The sequence below is a fragment of the Paenibacillus turpanensis genome (assembly GCF_011421635.1).
Taxonomy (GTDB): Bacteria; Bacillota; Bacilli; order Paenibacillales; family YIM-B00363; genus Paenibacillus_AK; species Paenibacillus_AK turpanensis.
The window spans coordinates 119233-134526 of record NZ_WTLI01000011.1; the positions used below are offsets into that span (position 1 = coordinate 119233).

At 49.1% G+C, this 15294-nt stretch carries 16 protein-coding genes; 12 read left to right on the forward strand and 4 right to left on the reverse strand.

The window, feature by feature from the left end; all coding sequences use genetic code 11:
* Positions 1-12: 12 nt before the first annotated feature.
* The 6 genes from GQS10_RS12055 to GQS10_RS12080 all read left to right on the forward strand — a co-directional run bounded on the left by GQS10_RS12055 (position 13) and on the right by GQS10_RS12080 (position 6101).
* Positions 13-786, forward strand: coding sequence for a DeoR/GlpR family DNA-binding transcription regulator (locus GQS10_RS12055; RefSeq protein WP_166242418.1), 774 nt, complete (start codon positions 13-15; stop codon positions 784-786).
* A gap of 101 nt (positions 787-887) precedes the next feature.
* Positions 888-2063, forward strand: a complete 1176-nt coding sequence (locus GQS10_RS12060) for a galactokinase (RefSeq protein WP_166242420.1) — start codon at positions 888-890, stop codon at positions 2061-2063.
* A 22-nt stretch (positions 2064-2085) separates the two neighbouring features.
* Positions 2086-3072: a UDP-glucose 4-epimerase GalE gene (gene galE / locus GQS10_RS12065; protein ID WP_166242422.1), complete on the forward strand. Its 987-nt coding sequence runs from the start codon at positions 2086-2088 to the stop codon at positions 3070-3072.
* A 29-nt stretch (positions 3073-3101) separates the two neighbouring features.
* On the forward strand, positions 3102-4688 hold the full coding sequence (locus GQS10_RS12070) for a UDP-glucose--hexose-1-phosphate uridylyltransferase (protein ID WP_166242544.1): 1587 nt from the start codon (positions 3102-3104) through the stop codon (positions 4686-4688).
* 18 nt (positions 4689-4706) lie between these two features.
* Entirely contained in the window at positions 4707-5633 is a 927-nt protein-coding gene (locus GQS10_RS12075; protein ID WP_166242424.1) for a hypothetical protein, read from the forward strand.
* 78 nt (positions 5634-5711) lie between these two features.
* On the forward strand, positions 5712-6101 hold the full coding sequence (locus GQS10_RS12080) for a DUF1499 domain-containing protein (RefSeq protein WP_166242426.1): 390 nt from the start codon (positions 5712-5714) through the stop codon (positions 6099-6101).
* Positions 6102-6293: 192 nt separating this feature from the next.
* Here the strand turns inward: GQS10_RS12080 and tpx are convergent, their stop codons facing one another.
* Positions 6294-6812 carry a thiol peroxidase gene (gene tpx / locus GQS10_RS12085; protein ID WP_166242428.1) on the reverse strand — a complete coding sequence of 173 codons (519 nt, stop codon included), beginning with the start codon at positions 6810-6812 and terminating at the stop codon, positions 6294-6296.
* A 118-nt stretch (positions 6813-6930) separates the two neighbouring features.
* On the opposite strand from tpx, the gene gltC reads away from it, so the two are divergent.
* Positions 6931-7824, forward strand: coding sequence for a glutamate biosynthesis transcriptional regulator GltC (gltC, locus tag GQS10_RS12090; protein WP_166242430.1), 894 nt, complete (start codon positions 6931-6933; stop codon positions 7822-7824).
* 61 nt (positions 7825-7885) lie between these two features.
* On the opposite strand, the gene GQS10_RS12095 is transcribed toward gltC, so the two are convergent.
* Together GQS10_RS12095 and GQS10_RS12100 are read right to left on the reverse strand one after the other, a co-directional pair.
* Positions 7886-8566, reverse strand: coding sequence for a zinc metallopeptidase (locus GQS10_RS12095; RefSeq protein WP_166242432.1), 681 nt, complete (start codon positions 8564-8566; stop codon positions 7886-7888).
* Between the two features lie 100 nt (positions 8567-8666).
* Positions 8667-9098, reverse strand: coding sequence for a MerR family transcriptional regulator (locus tag GQS10_RS12100; protein WP_166242434.1), 432 nt, complete (start codon positions 9096-9098; stop codon positions 8667-8669).
* 316 nt (positions 9099-9414) lie between these two features.
* On the opposite strand from GQS10_RS12100, the gene GQS10_RS12105 reads away from it, so the two are divergent.
* From GQS10_RS12105 to GQS10_RS12115, 3 genes are read left to right on the forward strand one after another with little or no spacing between them, the layout of a single operon-like run.
* A complete protein-coding gene (locus tag GQS10_RS12105) occupies positions 9415-10803 on the forward strand; it encodes an ammonium transporter (protein ID WP_166242436.1) in 1389 nt (462 codons plus the stop codon).
* Positions 10804-10849: 46 nt separating this feature from the next.
* Positions 10850-11911: a DUF294 nucleotidyltransferase-like domain-containing protein gene (locus tag GQS10_RS12110; protein ID WP_166242438.1), complete on the forward strand. Its 1062-nt coding sequence runs from the start codon at positions 10850-10852 to the stop codon at positions 11909-11911.
* A gap of 12 nt (positions 11912-11923) precedes the next feature.
* Positions 11924-12655, forward strand: a complete 732-nt coding sequence (locus GQS10_RS12115) for an exonuclease domain-containing protein (protein ID WP_166242440.1) — start codon at positions 11924-11926, stop codon at positions 12653-12655.
* On the opposite strand, the gene GQS10_RS12120 is transcribed toward GQS10_RS12115, so the two are convergent.
* Entirely contained in the window at positions 12656-13960 is a 1305-nt protein-coding gene (locus GQS10_RS12120; RefSeq protein ID WP_166242442.1) for an MFS transporter, read from the reverse strand. It abuts the gene before it with no gap.
* Between the two features lie 168 nt (positions 13961-14128).
* On the opposite strand from GQS10_RS12120, the gene GQS10_RS12125 reads away from it, so the two are divergent.
* Both GQS10_RS12125 and GQS10_RS12130 read left to right on the forward strand, forming a co-directional pair.
* Positions 14129-14647 carry a TlpA family protein disulfide reductase gene (locus tag GQS10_RS12125; RefSeq protein WP_166242444.1) on the forward strand — a complete coding sequence of 173 codons (519 nt, stop codon included), beginning with the start codon at positions 14129-14131 and terminating at the stop codon, positions 14645-14647.
* 33 nt (positions 14648-14680) lie between these two features.
* The gene (locus GQS10_RS12130) at positions 14681-15274 is read left to right on the forward strand and encodes a CPBP family intramembrane glutamic endopeptidase (protein WP_166242446.1); all 594 of its coding nucleotides are present in this window, start codon (positions 14681-14683) and stop codon (positions 15272-15274) included.
* The last annotated feature ends 20 nt before the right edge of the window (positions 15275-15294 follow it).

A 15294-nucleotide genomic window follows, 5' to 3' on the forward strand; every position in this document is an offset into this window, starting at 1 on the left:
AGCCCGAACTCCATGTTTCCAGAACAACGGTATATGAAGATTGTCGAGATGGTCTCGCAGAAAGGCATGGTAACCGTCGCAGAGCTAAGTGCTGCGCTAGGGGTATCCTCGGTCACCATTCGCCGGGATTTGGAGAAGCTGGAGGAAAACCAGCAGCTGCTGCGAACGCATGGCGGGGCCATTCCTCCGGCAAAGAACGGGGTGCTGGTACCGGGCGAACGCACCTTTACTGAAAAATACGAAGCCCTTTCGGATGAAAAAGAACGGATTGCCGCTGCGGCTGCAGCTATGGTGGAGGCAGGGGAGTCTGTGCTGTTAACCCCTGGCACAACAAGCATGAGCTTGGCGAAGAAGCTGATTGATAAATCAGGGGTTACCATCGTTACTAATGCGGCCAATATTGCGGTGTATGTTAGTGAAAACAGCGAATTAGACGTGATCATGCTTGGCGGCAAAATGAGAAGCTCCTCTTACGCGCTTGTCGGAGCTTTGACCGAGCTGACGCTAAGGCAAATCCGTGTCGATAAGTTATTTTTAGGAGTGGATGGCTTCGATCTGGAGCAAGGCTTAACGACGCCAAGCCTATCGGAAGCGAGCATTAATAAGCTGATGATGGAGTATGCGAAGGAAACGATCGTTGTCGCTGACCGGACGAAGTTCGGGAAAGTGACGCTATCACATATTGCTCCTGTTTCAGCGATAACAGCAGTGATCACGGATTCGATGCTTGATGCAAGCTATGTTCAGCAATTGAAGGAAGCGGGAATTCAAGTGGTACAAGTATAACTAAGAAAAGGATTGCCAAATCCTTCCGCATATTTTACTATTAAAACGAAAACATTCGATCATTCATGATCAATAATGAAACCATGCGGAAGGTGATGCTCATGGAACAACATCATTTGGAGCAGCTGAGACGGCAGTTTATAGATCGTTTTGGGGGAGAGCTTGCGGACATTCGAGCGTACCATTCTCCCGGTAGAGTAAATTTGATCGGCGAGCATACGGATTACAACGGGGGTTCGGTATTTCCGGCGGCGTTGACGTTCGGCACGACCATGCTGCTTCGCCAAAGAGACGATCGGACCGTTCGGTTCGCGTCCTTAAATTTTCCGGAGCAATCGGAAGTGGACATTGACCGGCTTTTCTATGACAAACAGGACGCTTGGGCGAATTACCCGAAAGGGGTGCTTAAGGTGCTGCAGGAACAGGGATATGAGCTTGGGGGCTTCGATATTTTGTATTGGGGCAATATTCCGAACGGAGCGGGGCTGTCGTCGTCGGCTTCGATCGAAGTGGTCACGGGCTATGGTGTGCTGTCAGCCAGCGGACATACGGTTGACCGGGTTCAGCTTTCCCTCCTTTGTCAAAAGGCGGAAAACGAGTTTGTCGGAGTAAACTGCGGGATCATGGATCAGTTTGCGGTGGCCAACGGAAAGCAAAGGCACGCTATCCTGCTGCAGTGCAATACGTTGGAGCATGAGCTTGTACCGTTTCATGCGCCGGGTTACAAGCTGGTCATCGGCAATACGAACAAAAAGCGCGGGCTGGTCGATTCCGAATATAATGCCCGGCGCAGTCAATGCGAGGAAGCAGTCGCTTGCTTACGCAGGGCCTTTCCTGATTTAACGCTGCTGGGCAAGCTTACGCCCCAGCAGTATGAGGAGCATGAGCAGCTTCTAACGAGCGAGGTGCTGAAGAAGCGCGCCCGTCATGTGATCGAGGAGATTGATCGGACAAAACGCGGCGTAGAAGCGCTTCGGTCAGGAGATTTGAAGGAGTTTGGCCGATTGATGAACGGCTCGCATGATTCGCTGCGCGATCTTTATGAAGTGACTGGACCGCAGCTGGATGCGATGGTGGAGGAAGCGAGACGAGTTGCAGGGGTTCTGGGCTCGAGAATGACCGGGGCCGGCTTCGGCGGGTGCACGGTCTCGCTTGTGGAGCAGGGAAGCGTTGATGCATTCATCGAAACTGTCGGATCGCGATACACCCAAAGAACAGGGTTAGCACCTGAGTTTTACGTTTCCGAAATCGGCGACGGTGTTCGAGAATTATTATGATTTTAAAAGGGGGGGACCTTTGATGGCAGTGCTTGTAACGGGTGGAGCAGGATATATTGGATCACACACGGTAGCGGAGCTTTTGGCCGCAGGGGAAGAGGTTGTCGTCGTCGACAGCATGGTTACGGGTCATCGCTCGGCTGTGCTCGGCGGAAAGCTGTATGAAGGCGATTTAAGAGATGCGGAATGGTTGGAAAAGGTTTTTTCAGAGAATGATATTGAGTCTGTAATCCATTTTGCCGCCAGCTCCTTGGTTGGAGAAAGCATGAAGGACCCTGGTAAATACTATCACAACAACGTCTACGGTACGCTGTGCCTGCTTGAAAAAATGGTGCAGCATAACGTCAAGCGTATCGTCTTTTCATCCACGGCGGCTACTTACGGGGAGCCTGAGCAGGTGCCGATTGAGGAAACGAGCCGCACGCTTCCGACGAACACGTATGGAGAGACGAAGCTCTCGATGGAAAAAATGATCGCATGGTTCGAGGCGGCGCATGGCATCAAATACGTTTCGCTGCGTTATTTTAATGCGGCGGGAGCACATGAAAGCGGCCGGATCGGTGAGGATCATCGCCCGGAAACACATTTGATTCCGCTGATCCTTCAGGTTCCGCTTGGTCAGCGGGAGCATATTTCCGTATTCGGCGACGATTATCCGACCGAAGACGGGACCTGCATCCGCGATTATCTTCACGTATCTGATCTGGCGGATGCGCATCTGTTGTCTGTTAAGCGGCTTCGCGAAGGCAAGGACAGCGCTATTTATAACCTTGGCAGCGGCAATGGCTTCAGTGTAAAGCAAATGATTGAGTCTGCGCGCCGAATTACCGGCCATCCGATTCCGGCAGCAGTAGTGCCGCGCAGGGAGGGCGATCCGGCGGTATTGATCGCTTCTTCGGAAAAGGCGAAGCGTGAGCTTGGCTGGACACCGAAGCGGGAGCAGCTGGAGACGATCATCGGCTCGGCTTGGAAATGGCATCAGGCCCATCCGAACGGCTATGATTCGTAATTAAAGAGAAGGAGGCGGGATCCGACGTGATGCAGGAAGAACAAATTGCTTCCCAAATCGAACGCTTATTGGACTACGCCGAATATCATCGGCTTCTTGACTCGTATGACCGGATGGAAACGAGAAATGCTCTGCTCGATTTATATGGGTTATCGGAGCCTGATGCTGAAGTGCTTGAATCGTCGGGAATCCACCAGGCGGCAGGCCGACGTAAGGAAGCGCCGCCGCTAGCCGACATTTTGGAGCCATTGGTGACTGCCGCGGCAGAAAAGGGGCTCATTGCCGATAATACGCCGATTTATCGCGATTTAATGGATGCAAGGCTGATGGGGCTTGTGATGCCTCGCTCGTCCGAGGTTGTGCGCCGGTTTTCGAATACTTCAGGGGATTACGGCATCAAGAGGGCTACGGACGAGTATTACGCAATGTCGATTGCTTCCAATTACATCCGTATGGATCGGATTCGCCTTAACGAATATTGGACGGCTTCCACACCATTTGGCGAGCTTGAGATTACGATCAATTTATCGAAGCCGGAGAAAGACCCGAAGGACATCGCGGCTGAACGAGCCGCCCCTCAGGGGAACTACCCCAAATGCCTGCTTTGTTTAGAAAATGTAGGATACGCCGGCCGGGTAAATCATCCGGCAAGGCAAAACCATAAGGTCATTCCGCTCGTTTTAAATCGGGAGCAGTGGTATTTCCAGTATTCACCTTATGTTTATTATAATGAGCACAGCATTATTTTTAAGGGAACGCATTCTCCCATGGCGATTACAGAAGAAACCTTCGGCCGCCTGCTTGATTTCGTCGAGCAGTTTCCGCACTATTTTATCGGCTCGAATGCAGATCTGCCGATAGTCGGGGGATCGATACTCAGCCACGATCATTTCCAAGGCGGCAGGCATCGTTTTGCAATGGAGAAGGCGGGCGTAATTTCACGGTTTGAAAGTGAGCAATATCCTAATGTTCAGGCAGGCATCGTTCATTGGCCGATGAGTGTGATCCGGCTGCAAGGAGAGAGCCGCGATGAGCTGGTAAGCTGTGCCTCGCGGGTGTTATCCGGCTGGCGGGCGTACAGCGATGAGCAGTGCGGGATTTTGGCTTATACGGAAAATGCCGGCGAGCGCGTTCCGCATAACACGATTACGCCGATAGCGCGTGTGAATGCCGATGGAAGATATGAGCTGGACCTTGTACTGCGAAACAACCGCTGCACGGAGGAGCATCCTGACGGCCTGTTTCATCCGCATCGGGAGCTTCATCATATTAAGAAGGAAAATATCGGTCTGATCGAAGTGATGGGTCTGGCTGTGCTTCCGGGCCGGTTGAGCCGTGAGCTGGAGCAGGTTTGCGCAATGTTAACCGGTCAAACGGCGATGCCTGATATTATGCAAGCAGGACATCCGCTTGAAAAGCATTGGCCATGGATCGAGAGGCTTGTCAAACAGTATGGTGCCTCCCTTCAAGCCGAAGAGGCTCGCAAAATCGTTCGTCAAGAGGTTGGCGAAATCTACAACAAGGTACTGTCCCATGCCGGCGTTTATAAGCAGGATCCTCAGGGGCAGGCTGGATTTACCCGGTTTTTGCAAAACATAGGATTCCAAAATACGTAAGCATAGAGGAGTGTTACTATGGGTGAGGTACGAATCGAGAACATTCAATATCAAGAATGGGGAAATGCTGTACGTATAACCAATGGTATGGTGGAGGCCGTGGTTAGTATCGATTTTGGTCCGCGTGTCCTTCGCTGCGGCTTTGTCGGAGGACAAAATTTCTTTATGGAAAATACGGCCAAAACGCTTTCGGCGGAAGGACCCGAATTTGAAGCATTTGGCGGGGGCAAATGGTATATTTACGGCGGTCACCGTTTATGGACGAGTCCGGAAGCGCTGCCGCGCACATATTATCCGGACAATGCGCCTGTTAGCTGGTGCGCTACCGACAATGGAGCCATGTTCACTCCTCCGGCAGAAAAATGGACGAATATTCAGAAGGAAATTGAGATTTCACTCCAGCCGGAAGGGACCGTATTTACGGTAGATCATCGGATTACGAATGTCGGTCCGTGGCCGGTGGAATTCGCTGTGTGGTCGCTTTCCGTAATGACGACAGGAGGAACGGCGATCATTCCGAACGCTGACCGTGAAACCGGACTGCTCGCTAACCGTTCCGTTGTTTTATGGCCTTACAGCAAAATGAATGATCCGCGTGTAACCTGGGGAGAAAAAGTGACCTTGATTCGTCAAGGAAACGGCCCAACACCATTTAAGCTTGGAACCCCGAATGAAAAGGGCTGGGCTGCATACTTCCTGAACAATCAGCTGTTCCTCAAGCAGCATGAGCATAAAATCGGAGGTACTTACCCGGACGACGGGTGCTCCTTCGAATCTTATGTGTGCGACCACTTTTTAGAGCTGGAAACGCTTGGGGAATTGCGAATGGCTGCCCCTGGCGAGGTGCTGGAGCATAAGGAAAGCTGGAAGCTTGTTGATGGTATTGACATCAACCTGGCTGATGAGACGGAAATCCTAGGCAAAACGTCAGAACTTTTGGACTAATCCCCTTTTTCTCGCATAAAAAGAATGGTAAGATAAACAATAGTTGCTGCAGCGGACTATTGGGGGGGAACGTACAACGTGCTGAAACGAACGCTAATTGGTCTCATTCGCAGTTTTGAGACGACCGGGGAGAAGGCGCGGACGCCCGAGCTTAAGACACGCTATTATAAGCTTTCCAAAGAAAATGCGTGGGAAGAGCTCGTGAGCATTATGAAGAAAAAGCCCGGTTATAAAGTGTTGCACGAAGTAAAAAACGTCGGTGAAATCGTATGCGAGAAGCGAACGATTACCGGTCGTGTACAGGATATTACCATAACCGTCATTGCCGTGAGTCCGGTAAAGACAGCTGTGGACATTTATTCTGCATCTCGAGGTTCTCTAGGGGATTTAGGCTCGAATTACCGTACGATTCTGGATATATTTCGGACGATTGACTCTAAGCTGAGTCAGTATAAGACAGAGTCGTAATTGGGTTGTTAGGCGGCGATTTGCCGTGAGCAGTGGACAATGCTTTAATTGGCCCTCAGTTGGGGGAATTAAGGTGTTGTCTTTTTGTTTTTTCGGTGGTGGTACTGCGATGATAAATAAAAAACCGCCAAAGCATTGAAGCTTCAGCGGCTTTCGATGGGCGCTCCGATTCGGGGCGCTTAATGCACCATATTACACAAGTGCTTTTGCAGCAGCAATTGCTTTTTCGTAATCCGGATGCTCCGTCATTTCACCAAGATATTCAACATAAGCAATCTTGTTGTTCTGGTCAACGACAAAGATCGAGCGCATCAGAAGCTTCAATTCGTTAATGAGGACACCGTATGCTTCGCCGAATGCATTTGTTTTGTAATCGGAGAGCATCACGACTTTGTCCACACCGGCAGCACCGCACCAACGTGCTTGGGCCATTGGAAGGTCTACGGACACGGTCAATACTGCAACGTTGTCGCCAAGGCCTGCAGCTTCTTCATTGAACTTGCGTGTTTGCGCGTCGCAAACGCCTGTGTCAATCGAAGGAACGACGCTGATCAGCTTAACTTTGCCTGCGAAATCCGCAAGAGAAGCTGTTTCTACAAGGGATTTATTCAGCGTAAAATCTGGAGCTGTGTCACCGATCTTCAATTCAGGTCCGACGAGGGTAATCGGGTTTCCTTTCAGAGTGGCTACACCGGTACGTTGTTGTGCCATAATAAGTAAATCCTCCTTATTGCCGTGTATAGTAATTTCACACAGACTATTATAATATGTTTAAGGAAACATTGTCCAACTCGCGGTACTTAAGGTTATGTAAACGGGGAGATTAGTTTTGGAACTTAGACAGCTTCAATACTTTGTGAAAGTGGCAAGAAAGCAGCATGTCACGCAAGCTGCAGAGGAACTGCATGTTGCGCAATCGGCGGTTTCGCGGCAAATTCATCAGCTCGAGGAAGAGCTTGGTATTCATTTGTTTGTGCAGAAGGGTAGAAACGTACAGCTTACACCTGCGGGGAAACTGTTTTTAGCGAGAATTGAAGGCGTGCTTACCGGCTTAGACCGGGCTGTACAGGACCTAAGGGAATTTATGGACCCTGAACTTGGCGAAATCCGCATCGGCTTTCCTCACAGCTTAGGGATTCATCTGCTGCCCTCCGTCATTGCTGATTTCCGGAAGGATCATCCGAATGTGAAGTTTAAACTGCGTCAGGGAACCTATCACAGTTTAATTCGTGATGTGCTGAAGGGTGATCTCGATTTATCGTTTATTTCCCCGGTGCCGGAGCAGCACGAGGCGCTGACCGGTCAGGTGCTGCTAACGGAGGAGCTGCACGCCATCCTGCCGGTTGGACATGTGCTTGCGGATTATCAGCATCTGCGTCTTGAACAGCTGAGAAATGAATCATTCGTTATGTTTAGCGAGGAATATTCGCTTAGAGCAATCGTGCTTGACGCCTGCCGCAAAGCTGGATTTACTCCGACGATCGGGTTTGAAGGCGAAGAAACGGATACGATCCGCGGATTGGTGGCGGCCGGGATGGGGGTTAGCCTGCTGCCCGAAATGGCGCTAAATGAGACGAGCCCCTTAATGCCGGTGCGCTTACGCATTAGTGAGCCTAAGGTGACACGTACGATCGGCCTCATTAATCGCTCTTCCGGTGAAAAGCTGCCACTCGTTACGGAGATGTTCCGGCGGTTTCTGCTTGAATATTTTCAAACCGAATAGTAGTGAAGACACAAGCAACCCCCTTACCGCTGCGGCAAGGGGGTTGCTTGTTAGATTGGAGCTATTCTTCCTGACGGTTAAAGATCCAGATGTACTCAAGCAGCTGGATCACACTGATTAGAGCGGCTGCTACATAGGTTAACGCTGCAGCGTTGAGCACCTTACCGGCTGAGCGTTCTTCCTCGTTGCGAATAAAGCCGAGCGAAACCATCGATTCTCTAGCTCTGGAGGAAGCGTTGAATTCGACAGGCAGCGTAACGAGCTGGAATAATACGGCCGCACTGAAAAGCACGATACCGAGCAGCAGCAGTCCGGAAAGCTTAAAGAAGAAGCCTCCGAGCAGCAGCAGCGGAGCAATGCCGCTCGAGAAGTTTACCAGCGGGAACATGCGATGTCTTGCCACCAGCATCGGATAACGCACTTTATCTTGAATCGCATGGCCGACTTCGTGGCAGGCAACGCTGACGGACGATACCGAGTTTCCGTAATAAACCGGCTCGGAAAGGCGGACAGCCTTCGCGATCGGATCGTAGTGGTCTGTCAAACGTCCAGGAACCGGTTCGATCGGTATATGATGTAATCCATTGTCATCCAGCATTCGGCGGGCCGCCTCATAACCGGAAAGACCTGCAGAGGTGCCTACGGATTCGTATTTTTTAAATGTACCTTTGACGCGGAATTGAGCCCAAAGACTGACGGCAAATGCGATAAGGATTAAGACGGTAAACGGTGTGAAAAACAATGTGTGTCACTCCTTTTAACAATGAGATTGAATATTGGACAACTATTGAACATATATGCCTTATAATTTCCGCCCATTCCTGTCTTATGAAGAAGCAGGATTAAAGCAGCGGGCCTTTGCTTAACAGCAGCAGCAGCGATTCGATGCAGGCAGCGCTGCTTGGGGTTAAAGCTTTCAAAACATGCTTTGCTTGATTTGGCTTCAATTGTTCAAGCATCGGGCTTATTTCTTTAATTTCGCGCTCTAGCTGCTTCATATGAAGCTGAATGGCTGTAAGTTTCTCTGACACCTCTTCGCTCCGGATCGTTTTCCCCCAATGCTCTAGGCTTTCTTTAATTTCCTCCAGCGTATATTTCTCTTGTTTCATCCATTCAATACGCTTTAGACGAGCCAAGGTTTCATCGCTATAAAGTCGATAGTTTGTATTAGAGCGCTTCTCCGGGTGAATCAAGCCGAGCTTTGTATAATAGTCGATGGTTCGAGAGCTTACTCCTAGCATAGATGCAAGTTCGCCGATTTTATAAAGCTTCATATCCCCATGGCATCTCACCTCCAGGTCAAAGGACCGTTTCTTCTATAATAATAAATTTTATATGAGTAAAACCATACAGTCAAACGTTACGGTTTTATGAACGACTCCTTTCATTTCAACGCCAAAAAAAGGAAAGTGAAGAGAGGGAAATTAACATAATGTTTAAAATACGAATTATCGACCCGTGAAAAAACGGTAATTTTCGGCTTTTAAAAAATAATTCCGAAAAAAACATTGTCAAATCAAACAACGGTGATTATAATGACAATAAGATTATCATAAGATGTTATAAAACATCACACAAGGAGTGGTCGACATGGTGAAAAAGTTTTTAGCAGCATCCGGACTTCTGTTGACGCTGTTTCCCGGAATGGCTCTCGCAGCCGATGAAGTAACACCTGCACAGCTCAATCTGGCGATTGATACGGTATGGATTATGCTGGCGGCAATCTTAGTCATCTTCATGCAGGCCGGCTTTGCACTGCTCGAAACCGGTGCAACCCGAATGAAGAACGCGGGTCACGTCGCTGGGAAAACAATTTTAACCTTCGGGATTTGCGCACTTGCATTTTGGATGTTTGGTTTTGGTTTATCGTTTGGTAACGGTAACGGCCTGATCGGCTTGACCGGATTTTTCCCGAATGGAACAGAAGAGCAGGCTGGAATGTTTGAGGCGCTTAGCTTCTCCGGCGTTCCGCTTTCCGTAAAGTTTTTGTTCCAGCTGGCCTTTGCCGGTGTTTCGCTGGCGATCGCTTGGGGGGGCTTTGCCGAGCGGGCGAAATTGTCCGTGTACTTTATTTTCGGCGTACTCTTCACCGTATTGATTTATCCGTTCATTGCGCACTGGATTTGGGGCGGCGGCTGGCTCGCAGCACATGGCAAGCAGGACTTCGCAGGTTCGACGGTCGTGCATTTAACGGGTGCAACAGCGGCTCTTGTAGCAACGCTTCTGCTCAAGCCACGTCTTGGCAAATATAACAAAGACGGCAAACCGAACATGATCCCGGGTCACAACCAAGTGCTTTCGGTATTGGGTGTAATTATTCTTTGGATCGGCTGGTTTGGCTTTAATCCGGGCTCGACGCTTGGCGCAGTAAATGACGGCTTCTTTGGTTATATCGCACTTAACACGAACATGGCGGCTGCAGCCGGCGCGGTGGCGGCAATGATCGTTTCGTGGATTTATTTTGGCAAAGCAGATATTCCTAGCATGCTGAACGGTGTTCTTGCCGCACTCGTTGCTATCACAGCATCCTGTGCTTTTGTAGAAACTTGGGCTGCTGTTGTTATCGGTCTCGTAGCTGGCGTGTTAACCTTCTTTACAGCACAATGGTTTGAAAAGGCAGGCATTGATGATCCGATCTATGCGTTCTCTGTACACGGGATTGCCGGGATTTGGGGATCACTTTCCACCGGTTTCTTCGCTTCACCACGGTTGGTTGAAATTACAGGAGTGGGTAAGGAAGGCCTTTTCTACGGCGGCGGATTCCATCAGCTGGGCGTTCAGGCAATGGGCGTAGTGGTTTGCTTCCTGTTTGTTGCCATCGTATCGTTTATCATTCTCAGCATTATGAAAGCAACAATGGGGCTTCGTGTTACGGAAGAAGAGGAAATCATCGGTCTGGATCTGAGCGAGCATGGTACGTACGGTTATCCGGAGCAAATGAAGAAATCGACAACTAATTCCAACGGAGTAACCTTTTAACAACAAAGAATGTATAAAGTAAGCAATGTCGGGGGAGGAGAGGCATATGCCAAGAGAAGGCGGTTTACAGGCTTGGACGACTGAGGCGCAGAACGCTTCTTCAATTGAGGAGCTGCGTACGATCCGGGAAAAGCTCATCCAAACCAGGCCGCTGCCTCCTGCCGGCCAAATTGTGAAGTGGAGTAAACAAATCAACGGCTTTTACGATCAACTAATCCGGAGGACCATAAAGCTGACCGAGCAGACGATGCTGGACAGCGGGATGGGTCCTCCTCCTGCTTCTTATGCATTCCTTCTATTCGGGAGCGGCGGCAGATCGGAGCAAACCTTATACAGCGATCAAGACAATGGGCTGATTTACGAAGATGATGCAAATCCGCAAACTAAAGAGTACTTTCAATACTTTGCTGAACAAATAAAAAATAATTTGGAATTACTCGGGTTCCCGCCGTGTGATGGAAATGTGATCTGCACGAATCCGATGTGGAACCAACCGTTTACGGACTGGGTAAAGATGTTGTCTATTTGGTTCTCGGAGCCGTCGTGGGAACATGTCAGGTATTTACTTATTACCGCTGACCTACGTTTTTTGTACGGGAACGAAGAGCTTAGCACCCGTCTGCAAAAGGGTTATCGAGAATTAATCAATCAACATCCGGAAATCATCGGGACCATGCTGAAAAATACGCTGCATCATAAGATCACGTTAGGTTTATTCGGTCAGCTGATCCGTGAACGTTATGGAGTCGAGGCAGGCGGCTTTGACATTAAATACGGTGCTTATATTCCTCTCGTAAACGGTATTCGGCTTCTGGCGCTGCGTGAGAAAATTGAGGCTTCCTCGACACTGGAGCGAATTGAAAGCTTACAGCAATGCGAGGAGCTTTCCGCATATGGTTTGGATTGGACGACTGCTTTCGAAGATGTGTTGGAGCTGCGTCTGCAAACTCCTTACGAGGTTAAGGAGGGTGTGTATCACGCGCAAGCGGCCTTAAAGAAGGAACAGCTTAACCCAGAAGTGCTGGTCAAATTAAAAAGAGCGCTTCATACGGGCAAACGACTTCAAAGGCTGGTTAAAAAGCTGGTGCATGAGCCAGGAAAGGGATAGGAGAGTGGGTCTATGAGACAAAATGATCGGCCTCCGCGCATGTGGGACATCTACAAAAAAGGGGGAATCGGTCCTGCCATCGCTTCGATGTTTGGCGTACAGAGCGCACAGCAGATGGCCTTTATCCGCTCCGTAATGAAGGAACAGCGTAAACAGCCTTTATTTGAGACCCCTTTGGCGGAGCTTGAGCTTGCTGTATTTGATCTTGAAACAACCGGCTTTTCGCCCTATAACGGAGACGAAATTCTTTCCGTCGGCGCTGTTCAGGTGGACGGGACCCTAATGAAAGAAAAGCAGTTCTACAGTCTTGTGAACCCCAAAAGAAGAGTGCCTAAAGAAATCACGAACCTCACAGGCATTACGAACGAAATGGCAGCAGAAGCGCCTGAGTTGATTGATGTCCTGCATCGTTTTTTAGAGTTTGTTGATAAAAGAGTGCTTATTGCCCATGGAAGCGGCCATGATAAACATTTTTTAAATGCGGCTCTGTGGAAAACTTCTCGGGTCAATTTAAGCCACCGCCTCATTGATACGATGATGATCGGCAAGTGGCTGTATCCAAAATGGAAGCACTACGATTTGGATTCCATGCTGAATCACTTCGGTATCGAAATTACCGAGCGTCACCATGCCCTTGAAGATTCCCTCATGACTGCCCGGTTATGGACAGCATTATATGAGGAAATCTCGGCAAAGCAGGTGCATACGCTCGGTGATTTATACGCGTATTTGAGCCGTCATTAGCTAGCTGACCTTTTTGTCCGGCTTGATTAAGAAGAACACTAACCCTAAGGTAATTAAAGATAATGCGCCTACTGTCGTAAAGACAAGCTGGTCGGATTTGTTCATTAAAAAGTCGAACAGCGGCGGTCCGGCAGCTACCCCTAGGAAACGAAGGCTGTTGTAAATCGAAGTGATTGCACCGCGTTCGCTTTTTTGCACTGCTCCGGTAATCAGCGTATTAAGGCACGGCAGAAGAAGTCCGGTGCCGATACTGCTGACGGTAATGAATCCAATTAATAAGTAAATGTTTTTCGTAAATAGTGTTGCGACCCCAAGAGCAACGGTCATCATCGCTAACCCAATGTTCATCAGCCAGCGCATTAACACTCCGTTTTTCTTAATTTTGGCCCCTGTAATATAAGACGTGGAAACCATTGCAAGCAGTGGAATTGCCAAAATTAAACCCTTCATGACGCCTTCAATGCTGTACGGCGGTTCTTCCAAAATGTTGGACAAGTAAAACAAAATCCCAAACAGAATAAACAGGCCGAGAGAACCGGCAATGAAGGACGTGATTAACCAACGTCCTTTTTCTTTGAGAATGGAGCCGATCGAGTGCAAATATTCTTTTAATTTTTTGGGTTCCGCTTTTTTCTTCGGTTCCTTGATCAAAAACATTACGGCGACAAGGGCGATTGCACAAAACACCGGAAAAGCAAAAAATGCCGCATACCATACAATTAATGCCAGTGCAGAGCCGATAATCGGGCTAAGCACTTTTCCTGTCCCGTTGGATGCCTCGAGAATACCTAGTACCTTACTTTCCGAGCCGCCTTTGTACAAGTCGCCGACAAGCGCCATGGCGATCGGGGCCGTGCCGGCAGCACCTAACCCTTGCAGGGCACGAGCAATAATGACAATGGTGTAGGAATTCCAAACTGCGCCGAACCCTGCTAAAATCCCGGCAGCCCCGTACACGATCAAGGAAGGAATGATAATTCCTTTTCGCGTAAACCGGTCAGATAAATATCCGAGTATAGGGATGAAAAGACCTGCCGCTAACGAAAACAAGGTTATGGTTAAGCTGGATTGAAACTGGCTGATCCCAAGCTCGCGCTCCATCTGTGGGAGAACCGGAACGATGGTGGAGTTGCCAAGCACCAGTACGAGCGGGATGGTTGCGATAGCCAAATACTCCCACACACTTCCTTTCGCTCCTCCGCCCTTGGAAGAACCTTTTTTTTCGGAGTCAGCGGAGTCATGCTCTTTCACATCAATGTCGCTTTCGAAGAAAATACCTGGTCTTCGGCTCTTTGTATGTGCCATGGATTGATCTGCTCCTCTGCCTTTGGTTGTCTTTACTTTTCCCGAGGGCTGTCCGGTTCATTCGATTGCATACGGTTATGGAAAAAAGTGATGAGAAAGGGTAAACTAATATCAAATTGCAAACACTACAATGAATATAGAAGCTTTCAAAAATGGGGGAATTACGACATGAAACGGAATTCGCTGATCATCTTTACCGTCGCTGTTCTCACTGGACTCGCTTTGTTACAAAGCTTCGTTTGGGCGAAGCCGAAGGAAGAGCTGCCGAAGAAAAACTTTCTGGCTCCATCGTTTCAGTTGGTTGGCATGGACGGCCAGAACATTCAAGTAGGCGGGCCGAAGGACAAGCCTTATCTGATTAATTTTTGGGCTTCCTGGTGCGACCCGTGTCATATGGAGGCTCCGGATTTTGTTAAGGTATACGAGCAATATAAGGACCAAGTCGAGATTTATGCGGTAAATGCAAGGTCCGTAGATAAAGCGGAAGAAGCGGCGGATTTTGCGAAGCAGTACGGCTTTAATTTCCCTGTTCCGGTAGATAAGGACGGAGATGTCATGAAGCTTTATCAAGTGTATGGATTTCCGACGACTTACTTTGTAGACCGGAACGGCATCATTCGTGACATTGCGTTGGGAATGATTCAAGGGGAAGAGCTGGAGAAAAAAGTGAAGCAATTAATCGACTAAAAAGATTGTAGAGAGAGAATGGGCGGGGACGAAATGAAAGGGGACCATCCTTTAATTTTGGTGCTGGGATTTGCTGCATTAACGGTAGTGCAGGCGTTCGTCCCAAATCCACTTGTAACCTTGGGAGTGCCTGTAATTCTTGCACTTTATGGTTTGTATGTGTACCGCAAGGAATGGTTAGCAGCAGATTGGAATGAAGTAAAACGCCCAACGGTATGGGCGGCGGTGTATCGATATTTTGTTCCAATGATTGTTTTGCAAGCGGCAGTGAATGCGATCATGCGTTATGCGGTTGGTTTGAAGCCGCCGGAGCAGGTCTCGGAGCTGGTGCAAATGCTTCCGGCATTGCCGGTGTTTGCTGTCCTGCTTTCTCCGCTAATCGAGGAAATTGTGTTTCGCAAGGCCATCTTCGGAGGAATCAAAAGTAAGCTCGGCTTTCCTGCGGCGGCCGTGATCAGCTCTCTATTGTTTATGACGGCGCACGGCAATTATGCGGCGTTTCCGGGGTTGTTTATCGCTGGATTTTTTCTGTGCCTTGCTTACCACAAGACGGGCAGCATCACGGTCCCCATTATTATGCATGTTGTTCTGAACTTGCTCTCCATCGTCGGTTCAAGTTTTGTTTGAAAAGGAAAGGGCGGCCCGTC

What these genes read in the sequence shown, in the direction of transcription:
- GQS10_RS12075 (WP_166242424.1), top strand. Translation starts at nt 4,707, where the DNA reads ATGGGTGAGGTACGAATCGAGAACATTCAATATCAAGAATGGGGAAAT.
- GQS10_RS12070 (WP_166242544.1), top strand. Translation starts at nt 3,102, where the DNA reads ATGCAGGAAGAACAAATTGCTTCCCAAATCGAACGCTTATTGGACTAC.
- GQS10_RS12055 (WP_166242418.1), top strand. Translation starts at nt 13, where the DNA reads ATGTTTCCAGAACAACGGTATATGAAGATTGTCGAGATGGTCTCGCAG.
- GQS10_RS12110 (WP_166242438.1), top strand. Translation starts at nt 10,850, where the DNA reads ATGCCAAGAGAAGGCGGTTTACAGGCTTGGACGACTGAGGCGCAGAAC.
- GQS10_RS12120 (WP_166242442.1), bottom strand. Translation starts at nt 13,960, where the DNA reads ATGGCACATACAAAGAGCCGAAGACCAGGTATTTTCTTCGAAAGCGAC.
- GQS10_RS12105 (WP_166242436.1), top strand. Translation starts at nt 9,415, where the DNA reads ATGGTGAAAAAGTTTTTAGCAGCATCCGGACTTCTGTTGACGCTGTTT.
- galE (WP_166242422.1), top strand. Translation starts at nt 2,086, where the DNA reads ATGGCAGTGCTTGTAACGGGTGGAGCAGGATATATTGGATCACACACG.
- tpx (WP_166242428.1), bottom strand. Translation starts at nt 6,812, where the DNA reads ATGGCACAACAACGTACCGGTGTAGCCACTCTGAAAGGAAACCCGATT.
- GQS10_RS12100 (WP_166242434.1), bottom strand. Translation starts at nt 9,098, where the DNA reads ATGAAGCTTTATAAAATCGGCGAACTTGCATCTATGCTAGGAGTAAGC.
- GQS10_RS12115 (WP_166242440.1), top strand. Translation starts at nt 11,924, where the DNA reads ATGAGACAAAATGATCGGCCTCCGCGCATGTGGGACATCTACAAAAAA.
- GQS10_RS12125 (WP_166242444.1), top strand. Translation starts at nt 14,129, where the DNA reads ATGAAACGGAATTCGCTGATCATCTTTACCGTCGCTGTTCTCACTGGA.
- GQS10_RS12060 (WP_166242420.1), top strand. Translation starts at nt 888, where the DNA reads ATGGAACAACATCATTTGGAGCAGCTGAGACGGCAGTTTATAGATCGT.
- GQS10_RS12130 (WP_166242446.1), top strand. Translation starts at nt 14,681, where the DNA reads ATGAAAGGGGACCATCCTTTAATTTTGGTGCTGGGATTTGCTGCATTA.